General features: G+C 60.0%; 9 protein-coding genes. 2 read left to right on the top strand and 7 right to left on the bottom strand.

All coding sequences use genetic code 11. The features are described from left to right. Positions 1-30 precede the first annotated feature (30 nt). Both ACYZTX_RS24380 and ACYZTX_RS24375 read left to right on the top strand, forming a co-directional pair. Complete coding sequence (locus ACYZTX_RS24380) at positions 31-384, top strand: putative quinol monooxygenase (protein WP_462036181.1); 354 nt, start codon at positions 31-33, stop codon at positions 382-384. Positions 385-425: 41 nt separating this feature from the next. Next, positions 426-656, top strand: a complete 231-nt coding sequence (locus ACYZTX_RS24375) for a hypothetical protein (RefSeq protein ID WP_123368237.1) — start codon at positions 426-428, stop codon at positions 654-656. Here ACYZTX_RS24375 and ACYZTX_RS24370 read toward each other — a convergent pair whose 3' ends face one another. From ACYZTX_RS24370 to ACYZTX_RS24340, 7 genes are all read right to left on the bottom strand, one after another. After that, positions 657-1,286, bottom strand: coding sequence for a flavin reductase family protein (locus ACYZTX_RS24370; RefSeq protein WP_462036180.1), 630 nt, complete (start codon positions 1,284-1,286; stop codon positions 657-659). It lies immediately after the preceding gene. Between the two features lie 129 nt (positions 1,287-1,415). Continuing rightward, the gene (locus ACYZTX_RS24365; protein ID WP_462036179.1) at positions 1,416-2,735 is read right to left on the bottom strand and encodes an MFS transporter; all 1,320 of its coding nucleotides are present in this window, start codon (positions 2,733-2,735) and stop codon (positions 1,416-1,418) included. Positions 2,736-3,023: 288 nt separating this feature from the next. Next, positions 3,024-4,349 (bottom strand): sigma-54-dependent transcriptional regulator, encoded by a 1,326-nt coding sequence (locus ACYZTX_RS24360; protein ID WP_462036178.1) that lies wholly within the window; start codon positions 4,347-4,349, stop codon positions 3,024-3,026. Continuing rightward, on the bottom strand, positions 4,343-6,109 hold the full coding sequence (locus tag ACYZTX_RS24355) for a sensor histidine kinase (protein WP_462036177.1): 1,767 nt from the start codon (positions 6,107-6,109) through the stop codon (positions 4,343-4,345). The genes ACYZTX_RS24360 and ACYZTX_RS24355 overlap by 7 nt, the downstream gene beginning before the upstream one ends. Positions 6,110-6,190: 81 nt before the next feature. Next, positions 6,191-9,028: an RHS repeat-associated core domain-containing protein gene (locus ACYZTX_RS24350; RefSeq protein ID WP_462036176.1), complete on the bottom strand. Its 2,838-nt coding sequence runs from the start codon at positions 9,026-9,028 to the stop codon at positions 6,191-6,193. Then, positions 9,025-13,701: a SpvB/TcaC N-terminal domain-containing protein gene (locus tag ACYZTX_RS24345; protein WP_462036175.1), complete on the bottom strand. Its 4,677-nt coding sequence runs from the start codon at positions 13,699-13,701 to the stop codon at positions 9,025-9,027. Before ACYZTX_RS24345 ends, ACYZTX_RS24350 begins: the two co-directional genes overlap by 4 nt. A 210-nt stretch (positions 13,702-13,911) precedes the next feature. Then, positions 13,912-15,435 carry a fumarate hydratase gene (locus tag ACYZTX_RS24340; RefSeq protein ID WP_057960547.1) on the bottom strand — a complete coding sequence of 508 codons (1,524 nt, stop codon included), beginning with the start codon at positions 15,433-15,435 and terminating at the stop codon, positions 13,912-13,914. Between the last annotated feature and the right edge of the window lie 12 nt (positions 15,436-15,447).

Raw genomic sequence — 15,447 nt, 5'->3', positions numbered from 1 at the left:
CTGCCACTCGAGTACCTGGGAGGGTTGAACATGTCTACGCAGATCCCCGTCAGTCATATGGCCTTTGTCCGTGCCCGCGCCGGGCGTTCAGCGGAGCTCGGTGCGCGCCTCAGCGCTTTGATCGAGCCGTCGCGCAGCGCACCGGGTTGCTTGAGCTTTGCCCTGCAGCATTCGCAATGCGATCCCGAGTTGTGGCTGGTGTCCGGTTTCTGGATCAATCAACAGGCAATGACCGCTTACTTCAGCACCCCGGCAATGGATATTTTTGCCGAGTTGATCCAGGAACTGGTGGTCAATAGCCTGGATTTTCATACCTTCAAGGACGTGTCGGCCGACCAGGCGCTGGGTCAGTCCCAGTCGTGGGTACACAAAATGGCGGGTTGAGGGTTTAATGGCTCAACTCTCAACTAGCCAGGATCCGCGACATGGCACGCAAAGCCTTTGAAACCTTCGAAGCCGTCTCTGCCGTAGTACCCCGTGAAGGCGGCTATCACGCTGCAATCGCCACCAAAGCCATCGGTGGGTCGGGGGCGCCGCGCTTTCACAAGCTGCTCGAAGAACAGACCTTCAAAACAGCCCGCGAGGCCGATGAAGCCGCCGCGCTGGAGCTTACTCGCCTCAAAGACGTCAGCGAAGACGGCGACCTGATCTGGTAATTATCTTTTCGCCCCAGGGCGGTACATCTTGAACAACGCCTCTGGCCCCAGCTGGAAATAATCCGCTGGCCCGCCGCCGCGCAGAATCGGTTCTGCTGCGGCGGTGTCGTACACGCCGTCCTTCAATAGCCACTTGGCGATATGCACGGCAACCACTTCGCCGAGAATCAGCCAACTCGGCACCACTTCGCCGTCCGCCCGCTGCAACTGAATGATCTGCGTGACCTTGCACTCAAAGGACACCGGGCTCTGCGCAACGCGCGGCACCTGAATGATTTTCGACGCTACCGGCGTCAGCCCGGACAGTTCGAACTCGTTGACCTCAGGCGCGACCATGGCACAGCTCTGGTTCATCTGCTCGGCCAGCGGACGGGTCGCCAGGTTCCAGGCGAACTCGCCGGTCTGTTCGATGTTGTTCAGGCTGTCTTTGCGCCCGACACTGGAAAAACCAATGATCGGCGGAATGTAGTTGAAGGCGTTGAAGAAGCTGTAAGGCGCCAGGTTCAGGCGGCCATTGGCATCCTGAGAGGAAATCCAGCCAATGGGACGCGGACCGACGATGGCGTTGAACGGGTCATGCGGCAGACCGTGGCCGTTGGCGGGTTCGTAGAAGTGGATGTCGTCGGGCATAGCACGGGTTCCTGAATTCGGTTCGTAGCGAAGACGGCCATAGTGCAAGGGCTGACGGGTTATTTCCAGCGCCAATGAAAAGGGGCAGACCTTTGCCAGGTCTGCCCCTTTTTTGTGTCGATTGCGGACTTAGTCCGTCTCGATCCGCGAATGCTTGCGGGTGTCTTTCATGGTGATGTACACCAGCAGCGACACGGCGATGCACGCAGTCACATACCAGTAGTACCCGGTTTCCATGCCGATGCTCTTGAACCACAGCGCGATGTATTCAGCGGTGCCGCCGAAGATCGACACGGTCAGCGCATATGGCAAACCAACGCCCAGTGCACGAATCTCGGTCGGGAACAGTTCGGCTTTGACCACCGCGTTGATCGAGGTGTAGCCGCTGACGATGATCAGCGCCGCCATGATCAGGAAGAACGCGCCCCACCACGTCTGGATGGTGTGCAGGGTGGTCAGGATCGGCACGGTGAACAGCGTCCCGAGAACACCGAAGGCAATCAGGATTGGTCGGCGACCGACTTTATCCGAGAGCCCGCCAATGATCGGTTGCAGGCACATGAACAGGAACAGCGTCGCCGCCGAAATAGTGGTGGAGTCGGAGATGCTCATGCCGACGGTGTTCACCAGGTATTTCTGCATGTACGTGGTGTAGGTGTAGAACGCCAGCGTACCGCCCATGGTCAGGCCGACCACGGTCATCAGTTCCTTCGGGTGACGCATCAAGGTGCGCATCGCGCTTTCCTTGGCCTTCTCTTTCTTGGTGAACGACTCGGTTTCTTCCATGCCGCGACGCAGGTACAGCGCGACCACGGCACACAGCGCGCCGATGGCGAACGGGATGCGCCAGCCCCAGGCGTACAGCTCTTCGGTGGTCAGGGTTTGTTGCAGCACGATCAACACTGCCAGGGCGATGAGCTGACCGGAGATCAACGTCACGTACTGGAAGCTGGAGTAAAAACCGCGACGTTCCTTGGTCGCCATCTCGCTGAGGTACGTCGCCGAGGTGCCGTACTCGCCACCGACCGACAGGCCTTGCAGCAAACGGGCGAAAATCAGCAGGATCGGTGCGCCGATGCCAATGGTTTCATAACCCGGGCTCAGGGCGATCAGCAGCGAGCCGAAACACATCAGGTACACCGAAGCCATCAGCGCTTTCTTGCGACCGGCGCGGTCCGCGTAGAGGCCCATCAGCCAGCCACCGATCGGGCGCATCAGGAAGCCCACGGCGAAGATCGCAGCGGTATTCATCAGCTGCGCGGTTGAGGACCCCGCGGGGAAAAAGGATTTGGCGAAGTACAGGGAGAACGCGGCGTAGACGTACCAGTCGTACCACTCGACCATGTTGCCGACGGAGCCGCTGAAGATCGACTTGATGCGACTGGCAGTGGTTCGTTCTTTGGCAGGCGAAGCTGCCGACCCAAGAGGCAGGGTTTGTGAGTTATCCATGACGGATCCTTCATTTAATTGTTTTTGTGGAGCGCGTTGAAACGCAGCCTGCTTGGGCTATAGCAGGAGGTGTGCCAACGGAGGGAGGGGCGGTTTAGAGGGGTTTTGACGTTTGAGTGAGCGGAAATCCGCTTATGCTGGATTGGGTGTGAGCGGAAAATTGCTTATAGGTCATGAGGTGCGTTGCCTGTGCCGGCATCATCGCGAGCAGGCTCGCTCCCACAAGGAGCCGGTGTACACAGTTCAAATGTGGGAGCGAGCCTGCTCGCGATGAGGCCCGCTCAGGCGCTACAGGAACATCTCCCGACTCAACCCATGCCGCTGCATCTTTTCATTAAAGGTCCGGCGCGGCAGTTGCAGCTCCTCCAACACCGCTTTCACATCGCCCTTATGCCGGGTCAACGCCGCGCGCAGGCAATGCGCTTCGAACGCTTCAGCTTGCGCCGCCAGCGACTGCCCGGGATCAATGCCCATTGGTTCCGGCTCGCCCAGTCCCAACACCTGACGTTCGGCAACGTTCGCCAGTTCGCGCACATTACCCGGCCAGTCGTGGCTCAGCAGATGGCTTAACTGCGGACCACTCAGCGGTGGAAAACTGCGCCCCAAACGCTCGGCGGCGTTCTGCGCAAACGACTCGAACAACAACGGAATGTCTTCACGCCGTTCGCGCAATGGCGGCAGCCGCAACTCGGCCACGTTCAACCGATAGGCCAGATCCTCGCGAAAGCGTCCGGCCCGGGCTTCGTCCAGCAAGTCGGGTTTGGTCGCGGCGATGATTCGCAGATCCACGCGGATGCTTTGATTCGAGCCCAACCGCTCCAGCTTCTGCTCCTGCAACACCCGGAGCAATTTCACCTGCTGGGCCAGCGGCATGCTTTCGATTTCATCGAGAAACAGCGTGCCGCCATCGGCATATTCGAGCTTGCCGATGCGTTTGCCCGACGCGCCGGTGAACGCGCCGCTCTCGTGGCCAAACAGCTCGGCCTCGAACAACTGCTCGGGAATCGCCGCGCAGTTCAGCGCCACAAACGGTTTGTCGGCACGCGGACCGAAGTCGTGCAGGCAACGGGCAACCAGCTCCTTGCCGCTGCCGGTTTCACCGCGAATCAACACATTGACCGGCAGCGTCGCCAGGTCCAGCACTTGCCGACGCAGCGTCTGAAAACCACGGGAAACGCCCAGCAACGTCGCATCGAGTTTGGCGCGGTTATCCGCCTGCTCGTGCAGGGCGCGGTTTTCCAGCACCAGCCGCCGCTTGTCCAGCGCTCGGCGCAGACTGCCGAGCAGGGTTTCGGGGCTGAACGGTTTTTCAAGGAAATCGTAGGCGCCATCGCGCATGGCTTCGACGGCCATCGGCACATCGCCGTGACCGGTCAGCAGAATCACCGGCAAGTCGGCATCGCGGCGCTGAACCTCGGCCAGCAGTTCCAGGCCGGTCATGCCAGGCATGCGCACGTCGCTGAGGATCACCCCGGGAAAATGCCTGGGCAGCTGCGCCAGGCATTCATCGGCGCGGCTGAACAACTGCACCTCGAACCCCGACAGGCTCAGCCATTGTTCGACGGCGCTGCGAATACTGCTTTCGTCGTCGACCACCATCACGGAATTCAGCATGAGCCAGTCGTCTCCAGGTCGATGGGCAATGTCACGGTGAACACCGCGCCGTTTGCATGATTGTCGGCGCTCAGGCGTCCGCCCGATTCATGAACGATGGCAAAGGATACGGCCAGCCCGAGGCCCAGGCCATCACCCACCGGTTTAGTGGTGAAGAAAGGATCAAACACGTTCGCCAAGTGCTCTTCGGCAATGCCGCCACCGTTGTCGGTGACCGTCAGGCGCCAGAGTTGCTCGTCGGCTTCGAGACGGATTTCCAGGCGTTTGCAGGGCTTGTCCTGCAGGGCGTCCAGGGCGTTGCGCAGCAAATTGATCAGCACCTGTTCCAGACGAATCGCATCGCCACGCACCCACGCCGGGCGCGTCAGGTGCAGCACCGTGCTGACCTGTTCATCGCGCAACCTGGTGTCGAGCAGCTGCAACGATTGGTCGACCACCGCCGCCAGGTCCAGGCGTTCGCGTAAACCGCTGGGGCTTTTACGGGCGAAGGTTTTCAGGTGGCCGGTGAGGGCGGCCATGCGCGTCAGCATCTCATCCACCGGTTTGAGCGCCTTGTAGGCGTCGTCGACCCGGCCGTGATCGAGCAACAGCCTCAACGTAGCAAGCTGCATGCGCTGGGCGGTCAACGGCTGATTGATTTCATGGGCCAGCGCGGCAGACATCTGGCCGAGTGCGGCGAGCTTGGCCGATTGCACCAGACCGTCCTGAGCGGTGCGCAGGTCGCGCGTGCGTTCTTCCACCAGTTGTTCGAGCTCTTCGCGACTGCGCTGGCGCAGCTTGGCCAAACGCCAGCGCTGATTGAGAAACAGCAACAGGAACACCACTGCCAGCCACAGCCCGGCAGCGGCGAGCCCGGCATTTCGACTGTCTTCGAACGCGACTTGCGGGCGACGCAGCAGATGCAACGTCCAGCCTTCAGTGCTCAGCGGCAGCGATTCCCACAGGTAATTCGCGGTCCCGTCAGGCCCCACGACCCGCGTCAGATCACTGTTGTCGTCGAAGCGCCGAACCGATTGATACTCGAGCGGTGTCAGCGGTTGTTTGTCGTATTGGCGGGTAGCCTTGAGTTCGGCGTGATCGCTGTCACTCAGCGGTTTCAACAAGCGATAGCGCCAGCCCGGCTGGTTGGCGATGAAGATAATCCCGCGTGCATCGCTGACCAGCAGTGTGTCGCTGCCCTGACGCCATTCGCGTTCCAGTTCCGGGAACTCGAGTTTCACCACCATCGCGCCGAGGAACTGGCCGTTGTCATCGGTGACCGCGCTGGACAGGAAGTAACCGGGAATCCCGCTGGTCACGCCGACGGCATAAAAGCGCCCGGTGCCCTGGGTGCGGGTCTGGCTGAAGTAGGGGCGAAAGCCATAATTGTGCCCGACATAGCTGCTGGGCAGACGCCAGTTGCTCGCCGCGACGGCAAGGCCGGTGTGATCGAGCAGTTCCAGGGTCGAGGACTGCGCCGCGCCGTTGATCTTTTCCAGCTTCAGATTGAGCGCCGCTTGCTGTTCGGTCCGGACTGGACTGGCGAGCGCCGAACGCAACTCCGGGTCCAGCGCCAGCACGGCGGGCAGGGCGCGATAACGGTCGATCAGGGTGTGCAGGGAAGTGGCGTACAGCGTCAATTGCTGATTGGCACGCGCGGCGTCTTCGACCAGCGCCTGGCGTTCGGCGTGACGCATGGCGAAACCGGCTGCCAGCGCGGCGCCGGCGACGATCAACAAGGTATAAAGCGACAAACGCAACGTACGAGAAGTCGGCAGCATGCTGGAGGAAACAGGAAGAGGTACGGGCGCGCACCATAGCATGCCGCCCGCGCCCGTTACCGTTGCGACAGTGACCTCTTTTCAAACAGCCGTGACTTTGGACGACCGAGAGTGCAGCAGTGTCTGGGTATACCTGAGTTCATGGATGGTGCTGTTGGTCATTTGAGCAAGACTCGCAACCGTATCTCCGGACGCAGTATGAAGTTTGCTTGGAATGACGCTGAACGTATTGATTGCATCGGTTCCATTGGCTGCGAATAGCCCTTCAACGTTTTTCATACTGTCTTGCAATATGCCGATCAGGCCGTTGATGTTCGAGTCCAGCTTTGCAATCTTCTCTGGAGTGAGGTCGGCCGAGGCCCCCGTCACTTCATGTACGATCTCAGGCACACCCGTGAGGGCGGATATTACGCCACTTATTTCACTGGCGAGCGGCGTACCCGTGGTTTTCAGGGTTACGGAAGCGGCCATGTTCCCACCTTCCTTGCCGCCTTTTAATAGGCCTTTTTGGTTCATGTCCATGACCCCTTTCACGAGACCTTGGACTTTGGCACTGGCATAAGGAACCAGGTCCATGGTCTTGTATTCACCTCTGTTCAAGATTCTTTGAGGGTCGAGCTTCGCTGATTTCAATTTGACCGATGCACTCAGCCCCGCTCGCTCCGACGCCCAGTCCAGACCGAAACTCACGGCTTTTTTTGTCGCCATCCCAGCTGCGAAACCTACTGCGACGCCTACCGGGCCGGTTGCTGCCGCCAGGGCAGTTGTTCCAATGCCTATCCCGATTCCGGCCGCGTAGGAAATAGCCTGGCCACCAACATGTGCCGCTGTTCTGATGGCGACGGAGGAACCCAAAGCCGATGCCGAACGATGGTTGAGAATCTGTCCTTGGGCGTCCTTGGCTCTGCGTGCCGAGAGTCCAACCACTTTTGTATGTTTGTAAACCGCTTGGTTCAAAACGGATCGGGCTCTTCTTGCTTGTTGTTTAGCGCCGCTTTGCGCTTTTCTCTCCACCCGTTGCTGGGGGGATTCAAGAAAACCGTTGAGGAAATGATCCAGAGACTGACCGTTGGAATCGGTGAAGACAATCGGGTTATTACCCACAAATGCATACAGATTCAGCCCATCGACATCCCCCGCCGGATCGGCGCTGATCCAGCGTTGCAACCATGGCGCGTAGTAGCGGGCACCGTAGTAGTACAACCCGCTGACATCCATCTCCTTGCCCGAGTAGCGGATGAACTTGTAATTCACCTCAATCAACGAGCGCGCCGCCATCCACGCAGTGGCGCCGAACGGGTAATAACCTTCGTGGCTGATCAGTTGCGCCTGTTGATCCAGCTCCATCACGCAGGAGCCCAGGTGGTCGTCCAGGGTGTAGCGCAATTGATCGTTGACGATCCCGGCCGGTTTACCCGTCACCCAATGCAGACAACGGGCGCCGGCGAGGGTGATGACGTGCAGTTCTTCGCCGTTGTCGCGGGTGCGGACTTCCAGTCCTGGCAGATAGCGCACTTCATGAAAATGGCTGATTTTCGTGGTGTGGGTTTCGTTGCGTTTGTAGACCCGTTCGCCCTGGCTGTAGCGGTAATGCTCTTCGTCGTTGTCACTACCGTCGCGTTCGACCAGGGTCACCCACTCCAGTTGATCGCGAGCGTTCCAGTGCAAGTCTTGCCCCAGTTGCAAGGCCAGCAGGTTGCCATGGCGGTCGAACAATCTGTCGAACTGCGGCTCGGGATCGCCGGGTTTCCAGCGCACGCCACGGTTACTGGCCGGGTCGATGAGCATCTGGCGAGTATGGCTGGCGCCTTCGCGCGCATGGCGAAGCTCGATCAGGTTGCCGCCGTGATCGTATCCGTTGGTTTGCGTGTAGTTGCGCCGGTCGTTGGGGTCGGTCGGCTGTGGCAGGCCCGGAATGTCTGAGGGTGGGGCATCGTCGTAGCCGCTGGCGCTGGTCAGCCGGTACAGCGAGTCGTAGGTGAAGTCGCGGTGGCCGTCGACCCGCTGGTTGGCGAAAAACACAGGCGTGAAGGTGTGGTCGAGAATGCGGGTGATGTTGCCGACACGGTCGTAAAAATATTCAAAGCTTTGCAGCGCCGCCTCGGCGTTTTTTTGGCTGTGTTGCGTGGACAGGCGCCCGTCGGCCGGGTCGTAGCTCCAGCGGCTGAGCACATTGTTGCCTGCACGTTGTTCAATGATCTGCCCAGCGGCGTTGTACTGCGCGTCCACCAACACCGGCTGCCAGTCGGTTTGCCCCTGGAGTTGCAGCTGCGCTTGATTGAGTTGTCCGGCGAGGTCGTAGCGCGTCTGTTGTCGGTGAGCGCCGGCATCGATCTGTTCCAGTACCGCGCCAAGGGCGTTGTAGGTGCGGCTGCCGGGAAACGCCTTGCCATCGTGGAAGGTACGGGTTTCGCGCAACGGCGAACCGAGCAAGCCATAGCTGTCCAGGCGCAAGCTGCCCGACGGATCCTTTTGCTCGAGCAATTGGCCGCGCAGGTTGTGCCCCGCGTCGGCCGAGGCATTGGCGTAGGTAAAGGTTTCGATGTCCGGCTGAGCATTTTCCTCGACCGCCACTACGCGTAGTTGATCGTCGTAGGTGGTGCGCCAATGACTCCCACGCGCGTCCCAGCGCTCCAGCGCTTGCCCGGCCACCCCCGGCAAGTTCAGGCGCCAGCCGGCGTCAACGCTATCAACGAGGAGCGGCTCACCGTACAGGTCGTAAAGGCTGGTGATGTTCGGTGTGGGCAGGCGTGGATCACGCTGTGCCACCAAATGTCCGGCAGCATCGTGCTGCAGGAGAGTGATCAGCGTTTCCACCGCTTCGCCGGCGACCGTGCGCAGATAGGCGACTTGGCGCACCGGCAGACCACGGCTGTCGTTGACGTTCAGGGTAGGGGTCTGGCGATGGATACTGTTCATTCCACGGTCCATTTTTTCCGCGGCTGCGCGGGTGGCGGGTCAAACAAGTCGTTTTCATCGAAGGCGATGGTGTACCAGCAGCGGTAGCGTTGTTCCCGACACAATGGTTTGAGTTCGGAGTGTTCTCCTTGCGGCATTTTTTTCGCGAGTACGGTGTGCGTCGGCCGGCCGGCGGCATCGTAGAACTGTTGATCGTGGTACCCGGATTCGCGGATCGCCTCATCGTTGATGTAGCGGTACACATTGGCGAAATACGGTCGATAGATTCGCACCGTTTCACCCTTGTTGTTGTACTCGACCCGTTCGCTGACCCGCCAGCGCCGCGTCGCGTGTGCTTCCTTGGGGTATCCGTCTTCGTCGAGTTCCAGTTCGCCCTTGTCGTTCGCCACCCAGGCCATGCCCGGCTCGACCTCCTGCTTGGTTTGCAGGGTTCGGCCGAAGCCATCCCAACAGGCGATGGCCACACGGATTTGCAGTTCGGGGTCGCCGGGGTAACGGTCGGCCTGCAAGGTCGCGACATGCACCGGTTCTCGATGGGCCTCGTCGATGTATTGCTGAAGCAGTTGTTCATCCGGCGAAGGCGTTTCCAGGTTTTCGAGGTGCAAACGGGCGCGGGCGCAAAGGTGGCCGCCGGGCAGCACAAAGCCTTCGGTGCGAGCCCAGGCCAGCCAGGGTTCCAAAGCAGTTTTGGGGACTTGGCCCATCCAGCTGAAAGGGGCGGAGAAAGTCGCCGTGGCGTAGTCGCCGATAGCGTCCTTGGGCGCGGCGATGGCAGTGTCCGGGCTCGGGTCAGTCGGTGGCTGGTACTCGGCAAGCGGCTCGAAACCCACCTCGACGCCCAATTCGGTGCCATGAAAGCTGGTCACCAACACTTCGCCGAATGCGTTGTAACGGGCTTCCTGGATATTGCGGTTGGGATCTTCAATGCCTGCGGGCAAGAACGTCCGGTAATCGATGTCGAGGGTTTGCGTGGTGCAACCGTCCGGCAATGTAACGGCAGTGCTCAGGCACCAGTGTTTGTCGTAAGCGACCGTAGTGATGCCGTGACTTTTGGTCTGCTGGAATTTTTCAACGTTATAGAATCCCGCCAGCTTGTGGTAGGTGGGGAAGCCTTTGCGTACCGACCATAAGTAGCTCTTGGCATCGGTCGGATCCTCGGGCTCGCCTGCTTTGGAATCAGGCAAGAACCACTCCATGATGTGGTAACCCACCTCGGGCGACAGGAGTTTTTCCTTGAGGTTGAACGGCATGTTGCCGTCTTCGTCCTGAAGCTTGTCGTAGGCATTCAAGGCGGTGGCATCCAGTTCGGCGGTTTCCTGATAGTCGGGCAGGGCTTGGAAGATGATCGCTTTTTCTGCCGGATCCGGGTCGAGTAATTCACCGGTGGCTGGATCCTGGTAGCGCTGTAATACCAGGCCGGTCAGCACCGCCTTGGCTGCCCAGGGGCCCTCGTCGTCGCTCAATTCCCTGAAGTTGTCGTAGTGAATGTCTACAGGTTCGAGTTCGGTCGTTTCCAGAGCCAAAGCGTTGCTGCGTTGGCGCCAAGGCAGGCCCAGGCGCCAGCCATCAAATTTTTCCAGGTGGTAAGACTCGGCCTTGCTCTGGGTTACGTAGTATTTTTGCTGTTGTTCGTCGTGGGCATCCAGCCACCACTTGTTTTCATAGGCCTCATCGCTCTCGTCACCCCCCTCGCCAACGACAAAAGGCGGGGTGTCCGCAGGCTTTTTACGACGGGCGTAATGCACGACAAAACTGTGGGTCAGCCCGCCGTATTTGTCCCATTCCAGATTGATCGTGTGCTGGATCATCGGGTCGTCGGCAAGTTCGGGTTCGTACTGATAGGCGATGCTTTCCAATGCCAGCGGTTGCAGTACGGCATACGGCTGATGGTCACCTTTGGGCCTCAATTCACGGATCAGAAAACGGTTCTCTGCCACCGTGTAGGGCACGGCGATGTCTGGATCATCGTCGGCGGCAAAGACCTCGGTTCGCAGCACTGAACCACTAAGGGCTCGGGCCATTTCGCGGGCCAGTGATTCATCGGGGACGGCAGACCGACCGGCCGCGTCATTGAGGTGGTATTCGTGCAGCAGGGTTTCGCGCAGATCCACAGCCTCGGGGTCACCTGCGTAGTGATCGTCCTCACGCATGTCCACGGCTTTGCCCGTGTGAAACCAGGTTTTGCTGAGGATCGGTGCGGTGAAGCCAACACTTTTCCGTTCGACGTCCGAGGCTTCGGTGTCGGTTTGCAGCAGCAGGCCGAAGCCGCGGAACTCACGCTCGATACTGTCGTAAAAGCCTTGGCGATAGGTGAAGCACTGGGTCAGTCGATTGCCGGTGATTTCATCGAGCTGGGTCTGCTGGCTGACCAGGTGCATGGCGAACGGCAGGTGCGACACAGGGGCTTTGCCAGCCGCGATCAACGCGGTCTTTTCATCCAGCCATTCCTGGGCCGAGCTGCGATAGGCCACGCCGGTGGCGGTGCCCATGTTGTTGTTGGTGGCATTCACCAGATAAGGCTTGGCCTTGACGAAATCGTAGCGCCAGTGCCTGGGTGCCATGTGTGGCACGGTCAGAATCAGGCTGGAGCAACCCAACCCTTGCAGGTCGGCGATGCTGACCTGGCAGAGGCGGTCGTAACGCACGCCCTTGGGCCACGGCATGTCGACCCACTGATCGAAACCGTTGCCACTGTTGTTCATGAACACCCGAAAATGGTCGGACTGCAGATAAATGAGGTCAACGGCCCCCGAGCCGTCGAGGTCCGCCAGTTGCACCCGCGAGGCGTCGAACTCGGCGTAGTCGAAGGGCAGGGCGCACAGCACGAAGCCTTTGCCGAATCGCCCATGACCCAGGTTCGGCCAGCATTTGACCTCGTTGTGACGGATGCGGATCAAGTGCTGCTGACCGCTCCCAAGCACATCGCTGAACGCCACCACTTCGGTCTGGGAATTGCTCAGTAACGGCAGTGAATCGTCATCGTGGCGTACGTCGGTGCCGTTGGCGAACCCGGCTTCTCGACGGCTGGCGTACAGGCGCACGCTACGAGGGCCGATCAGAGCCAGATCGGTCAGGCCGTCGCCCACCAGATCTGCCAATTGCGCCATGGGATGAAAAAACTCCGTGGGAAAGGCTGCGTATGCCACGAAGTTCGACCAGGTGCGGTCGGGATTCAGGGTGAAAAAACCAGACATGCCGGGTTGGGCGATCACCCAGTCGAGCTTGCCATCGCCGGTCAGGTCACTGAGGGACTGGCGAATCGGTTTGCTGCTATCGGCCACCGGAATGTGAGGCAATTGCGCCCAATCGCCGTAACGCACCGCGTCATCGCCGGTCTCGGCGCGCAGGGGCTCGCGGTAATACCAGGCATTGTCACTGCGAAACAGCACGCCGGGCATTCCTTCGCCATACAAGTCCACCAGCTGATAACGTTGCCCGTCATTGAGGCCGGGCATGTCTGGAAGCTCGGTATAATCCTTGCGCTTCGGATCGAGTTCAAAGGGGTTATAGACGAACTCCATGGGCGGGCGACTTTCCATCTGCCCTTGATTGTCAAAAGCCTGGATGTGGGCGGCGGTCAGATGGTTGTAACCGAGAGGACTCTGGCGGTGTTCGAGTAACAGGCGCTGGACCAACACCGGTTCGTCGCCCAGCTCATCGACAAACTGATGAAACATCAGTACCTGCCGGCACAGGTGGCGGGTGCCCAGTTCAAAACCGTAGGCGTAGTTCCAGAAGGGATCGGTGCGTATTTGCCAGTCGTTGACCGGCAGATACGTTGGGACTTGCATCAGGTCGGCGCTGCGTTCGCCGTAGTCGAATAGCAGGTGGAAATGCCATTGCACCTCCTGCCAGCCATCGACACCCCATGAATACAAATCAATGGACGCCTCGGCATTGCCATACAAGACCCGGTGCAGGTAACGCTGTGCGCGGTAGTCGCGAAATTGGGGGCCTTGCGGCGCTTCGGCTTCAGCCTTGTACTCATACGCCACATGTTCGCCACGCAGGTTGAGGCTTTCATTGATCAACCAGACGCCGACGTGGGTACGGGTCTTGTCATTTGGATCTGCCCGGCGCGAAGCATCGGTTTTGCCGTAGCAGTGCAGGCTGCCGTCGGTGCCGTGGATCAACCAGAATCCCGCCGGATTTTTTGTCGGGTCGACGGATTCTTCCGGATCTTCCGGAACCTCCAGATCGGCAGTTTTGGTCCAGTGTTCGATCAAGTCGAAGGCGCCCTCGACCCGCGGCCAATAACGCACGACGCGATGCTCGCCCAGTTCTTTGACGTCGTTGTATTCAAGCACCAGTCTGAAGATGATCTTGCCATCGTCATCTTTCTCGGGCATCCACACGTCACCGTTTGGGCCGACCACAGCGTCACTGCCGTCATACGTCGGCACACCCTTGGTGGTGCGCAGGGTGATGGCATGGGTGGTCATCCTCCAGCCGATGCCGAACGGGCTGTTGCCCACATCGCTGCTATAACCCAGACCCAGTGCAGGCGCCATGCCGCGATTGGGCGCGTTGCTGATCGGCAGCGGCAACTCCAGCGACGCCGCCCCGCTGGTGCCCACAGCGCCCCAGCCTTTGCCGATGCTCTGGATGGCGCCGCCCCCTTTGGGCAGGGACGGTGCGTTGATTTCGAGCGTGCCTTGTTGTTCCGTGGCCATCGGGGTATCCGCCATGACAGAGAGTGCAACCAGTGCGCTCAACTTATCAGGCGTGGTTGTTGCTGTGACCTGTCATATCTGACAGGTCGATGGCATTTTCTTAGAACAAATCAATACGGCCTTGAATACTGTTGATTACTTTTTGTCAGGCATAAAAAAACCGGCCTGTTATTGCCAACAGACCGGTTTTTGCACTGCGCGAGGTCGTGCTTACTGCACTTCCACCGCCAGGCTTTCACTGATCTTCTTCTGCCAAATGGCAGGACCGGTGATGTGGACCGACTCACCCTTGCTATCCACCGCAACGGTCACCGGCATGTCTTTCACGTCGAACTCGTAGATCGCTTCCATGCCCAGTTCGGCGAACGCCACCACGCGGGATTTCTTGATGGCTTGCGCCACCAGGTAAGCCGCGCCGCCGACAGCCATCAGGTAAACGGCTTTGTGGTCCTTGATCGCTTCGATCGCGGTCGGGCCGCGCTCGGATTTGCCGATCATGCCCAGCAGGCCGGTTTGCTCGAGGATCTGACGGGTGAACTTGTCCATCCGCGTTGCCGTGGTTGGGCCAGCCGGGCCAACCACTTCTTCGCGCACCGGATCAACCGGGCCGACGTAGTAGATGAAGCGACCTTTGAGGTCCACCGGCAGGGTTTCACCCTTGTTCAGCATCTCGACCATGCGCTTGTGCGCAGCGTCGCGACCGGTGAGCATCTTGCCGTTGAGCAGGACGGTTTCGCCCGGCTTCCAGCTCTGCACGTCTTCCGGGGTCAGGGTGTCGAGGTTGACGCGACGAGCCGACGGGCCGGCTTCCCAGACGATTTCCGGGTAGGCGTCCAGCGGTGGCGCTTCAAGGGAGGCCGGGCCGGAACCGTCGAGCACGAAGTGCGCGTGACGGGTGGCGGCGCAGTTCGGGATCATGCACACCGGCAATGAGGCGGCGTGAGTCGGGTAATCCATGATCTTCACGTCGAGCACGGTGGTCAGGCCACCCAGGCCCTGGGCGCCGATGCCCAGTTGGTTGACCTTCTCGAACAGTTCCAGACGCATCTCTTCGATACGGTTGGACGGGCCGCGCTTTTTCAGCTCGTGGATGTCGATGGACTCCATCAACACTTCCTTGGCCATCACCGCGGCTTTCTCGGCGGTGCCGCCGATGCCGATGCCGAGCATGCCCGGAGGGCACCAGCCGGCGCCCATGGTCGGAACGGTCTTGAGCACCCAGTCGACGATCGAGTCGGACGGGTTGAGCATGGCCATTTTCGACTTGTTCTCGGAACCGCCGCCCTTGGCCGCCACGTCCACTTCCACGGTGTTACCCGGAACGATGGAGTAGTGGATCACGGCCGGGGTGTTGTCCTTGGTGTTTTTACGAGCGCCCGCCGGGTCGGCGAGGATCGAGGCACGCAGAACGTTTTCCGGCAGGTTGTAAGCCCGGCGCACGCCTTCGTTGATCATGTCGTCCAGGCCCATGGTGGCGCCATCCCAGCGCACGTCCATGCCCACGCGGACGAAGACGGTGACGATACCGGTGTCCTGGCAAATCGGGCGGTGGCCGGTGGCGCACATCCGCGAGTTGATCAGGATTTGCGCCATCGAATCGCGAGCTGCCGGCGATTCTTCGCGCAGGTATGCTTCGTGCATTGCCTGGATGAAATCAACGGGGTGGTAATAGGAAATGAACTGCAGGGCGTCGGCAACGCTCTGAATCAGGTCGTCTTGCTTGATCACGGTCATGAGTCGCGCTCC

It is taken from the genome of Pseudomonas sp. MDT1-17, assembly GCF_054898105.1.
This window is presented reverse-complemented; position numbering and strand designations above follow the sequence as displayed.

Excerpts from the sequence above, each read along its gene's own strand:
- ACYZTX_RS24370 (WP_462036180.1), bottom strand. The coding sequence starts at position 1,286 with ATGCCCGACGACATCCACTTCTACGAACCCGCCAACGGCCACGGTCTG.
- ACYZTX_RS24380 (WP_462036181.1), top strand. The coding sequence starts at position 31 with ATGTCTACGCAGATCCCCGTCAGTCATATGGCCTTTGTCCGTGCCCGC.
- ACYZTX_RS24345 (WP_462036175.1), bottom strand. The coding sequence starts at position 13,701 with ATGGCCACGGAACAACAAGGCACGCTCGAAATCAACGCACCGTCCCTG.
- ACYZTX_RS24365 (WP_462036179.1), bottom strand. The coding sequence starts at position 2,735 with ATGGATAACTCACAAACCCTGCCTCTTGGGTCGGCAGCTTCGCCTGCC.
- ACYZTX_RS24360 (WP_462036178.1), bottom strand. The coding sequence starts at position 4,349 with ATGCTGAATTCCGTGATGGTGGTCGACGACGAAAGCAGTATTCGCAGC.
- ACYZTX_RS24375 (WP_123368237.1), top strand. The coding sequence starts at position 426 with ATGGCACGCAAAGCCTTTGAAACCTTCGAAGCCGTCTCTGCCGTAGTA.
- ACYZTX_RS24340 (WP_057960547.1), bottom strand. The coding sequence starts at position 15,435 with ATGACCGTGATCAAGCAAGACGACCTGATTCAGAGCGTTGCCGACGCC.
- ACYZTX_RS24355 (WP_462036177.1), bottom strand. The coding sequence starts at position 6,109 with ATGCTGCCGACTTCTCGTACGTTGCGTTTGTCGCTTTATACCTTGTTG.
- ACYZTX_RS24350 (WP_462036176.1), bottom strand. The coding sequence starts at position 9,028 with ATGAACAGTATCCATCGCCAGACCCCTACCCTGAACGTCAACGACAGC.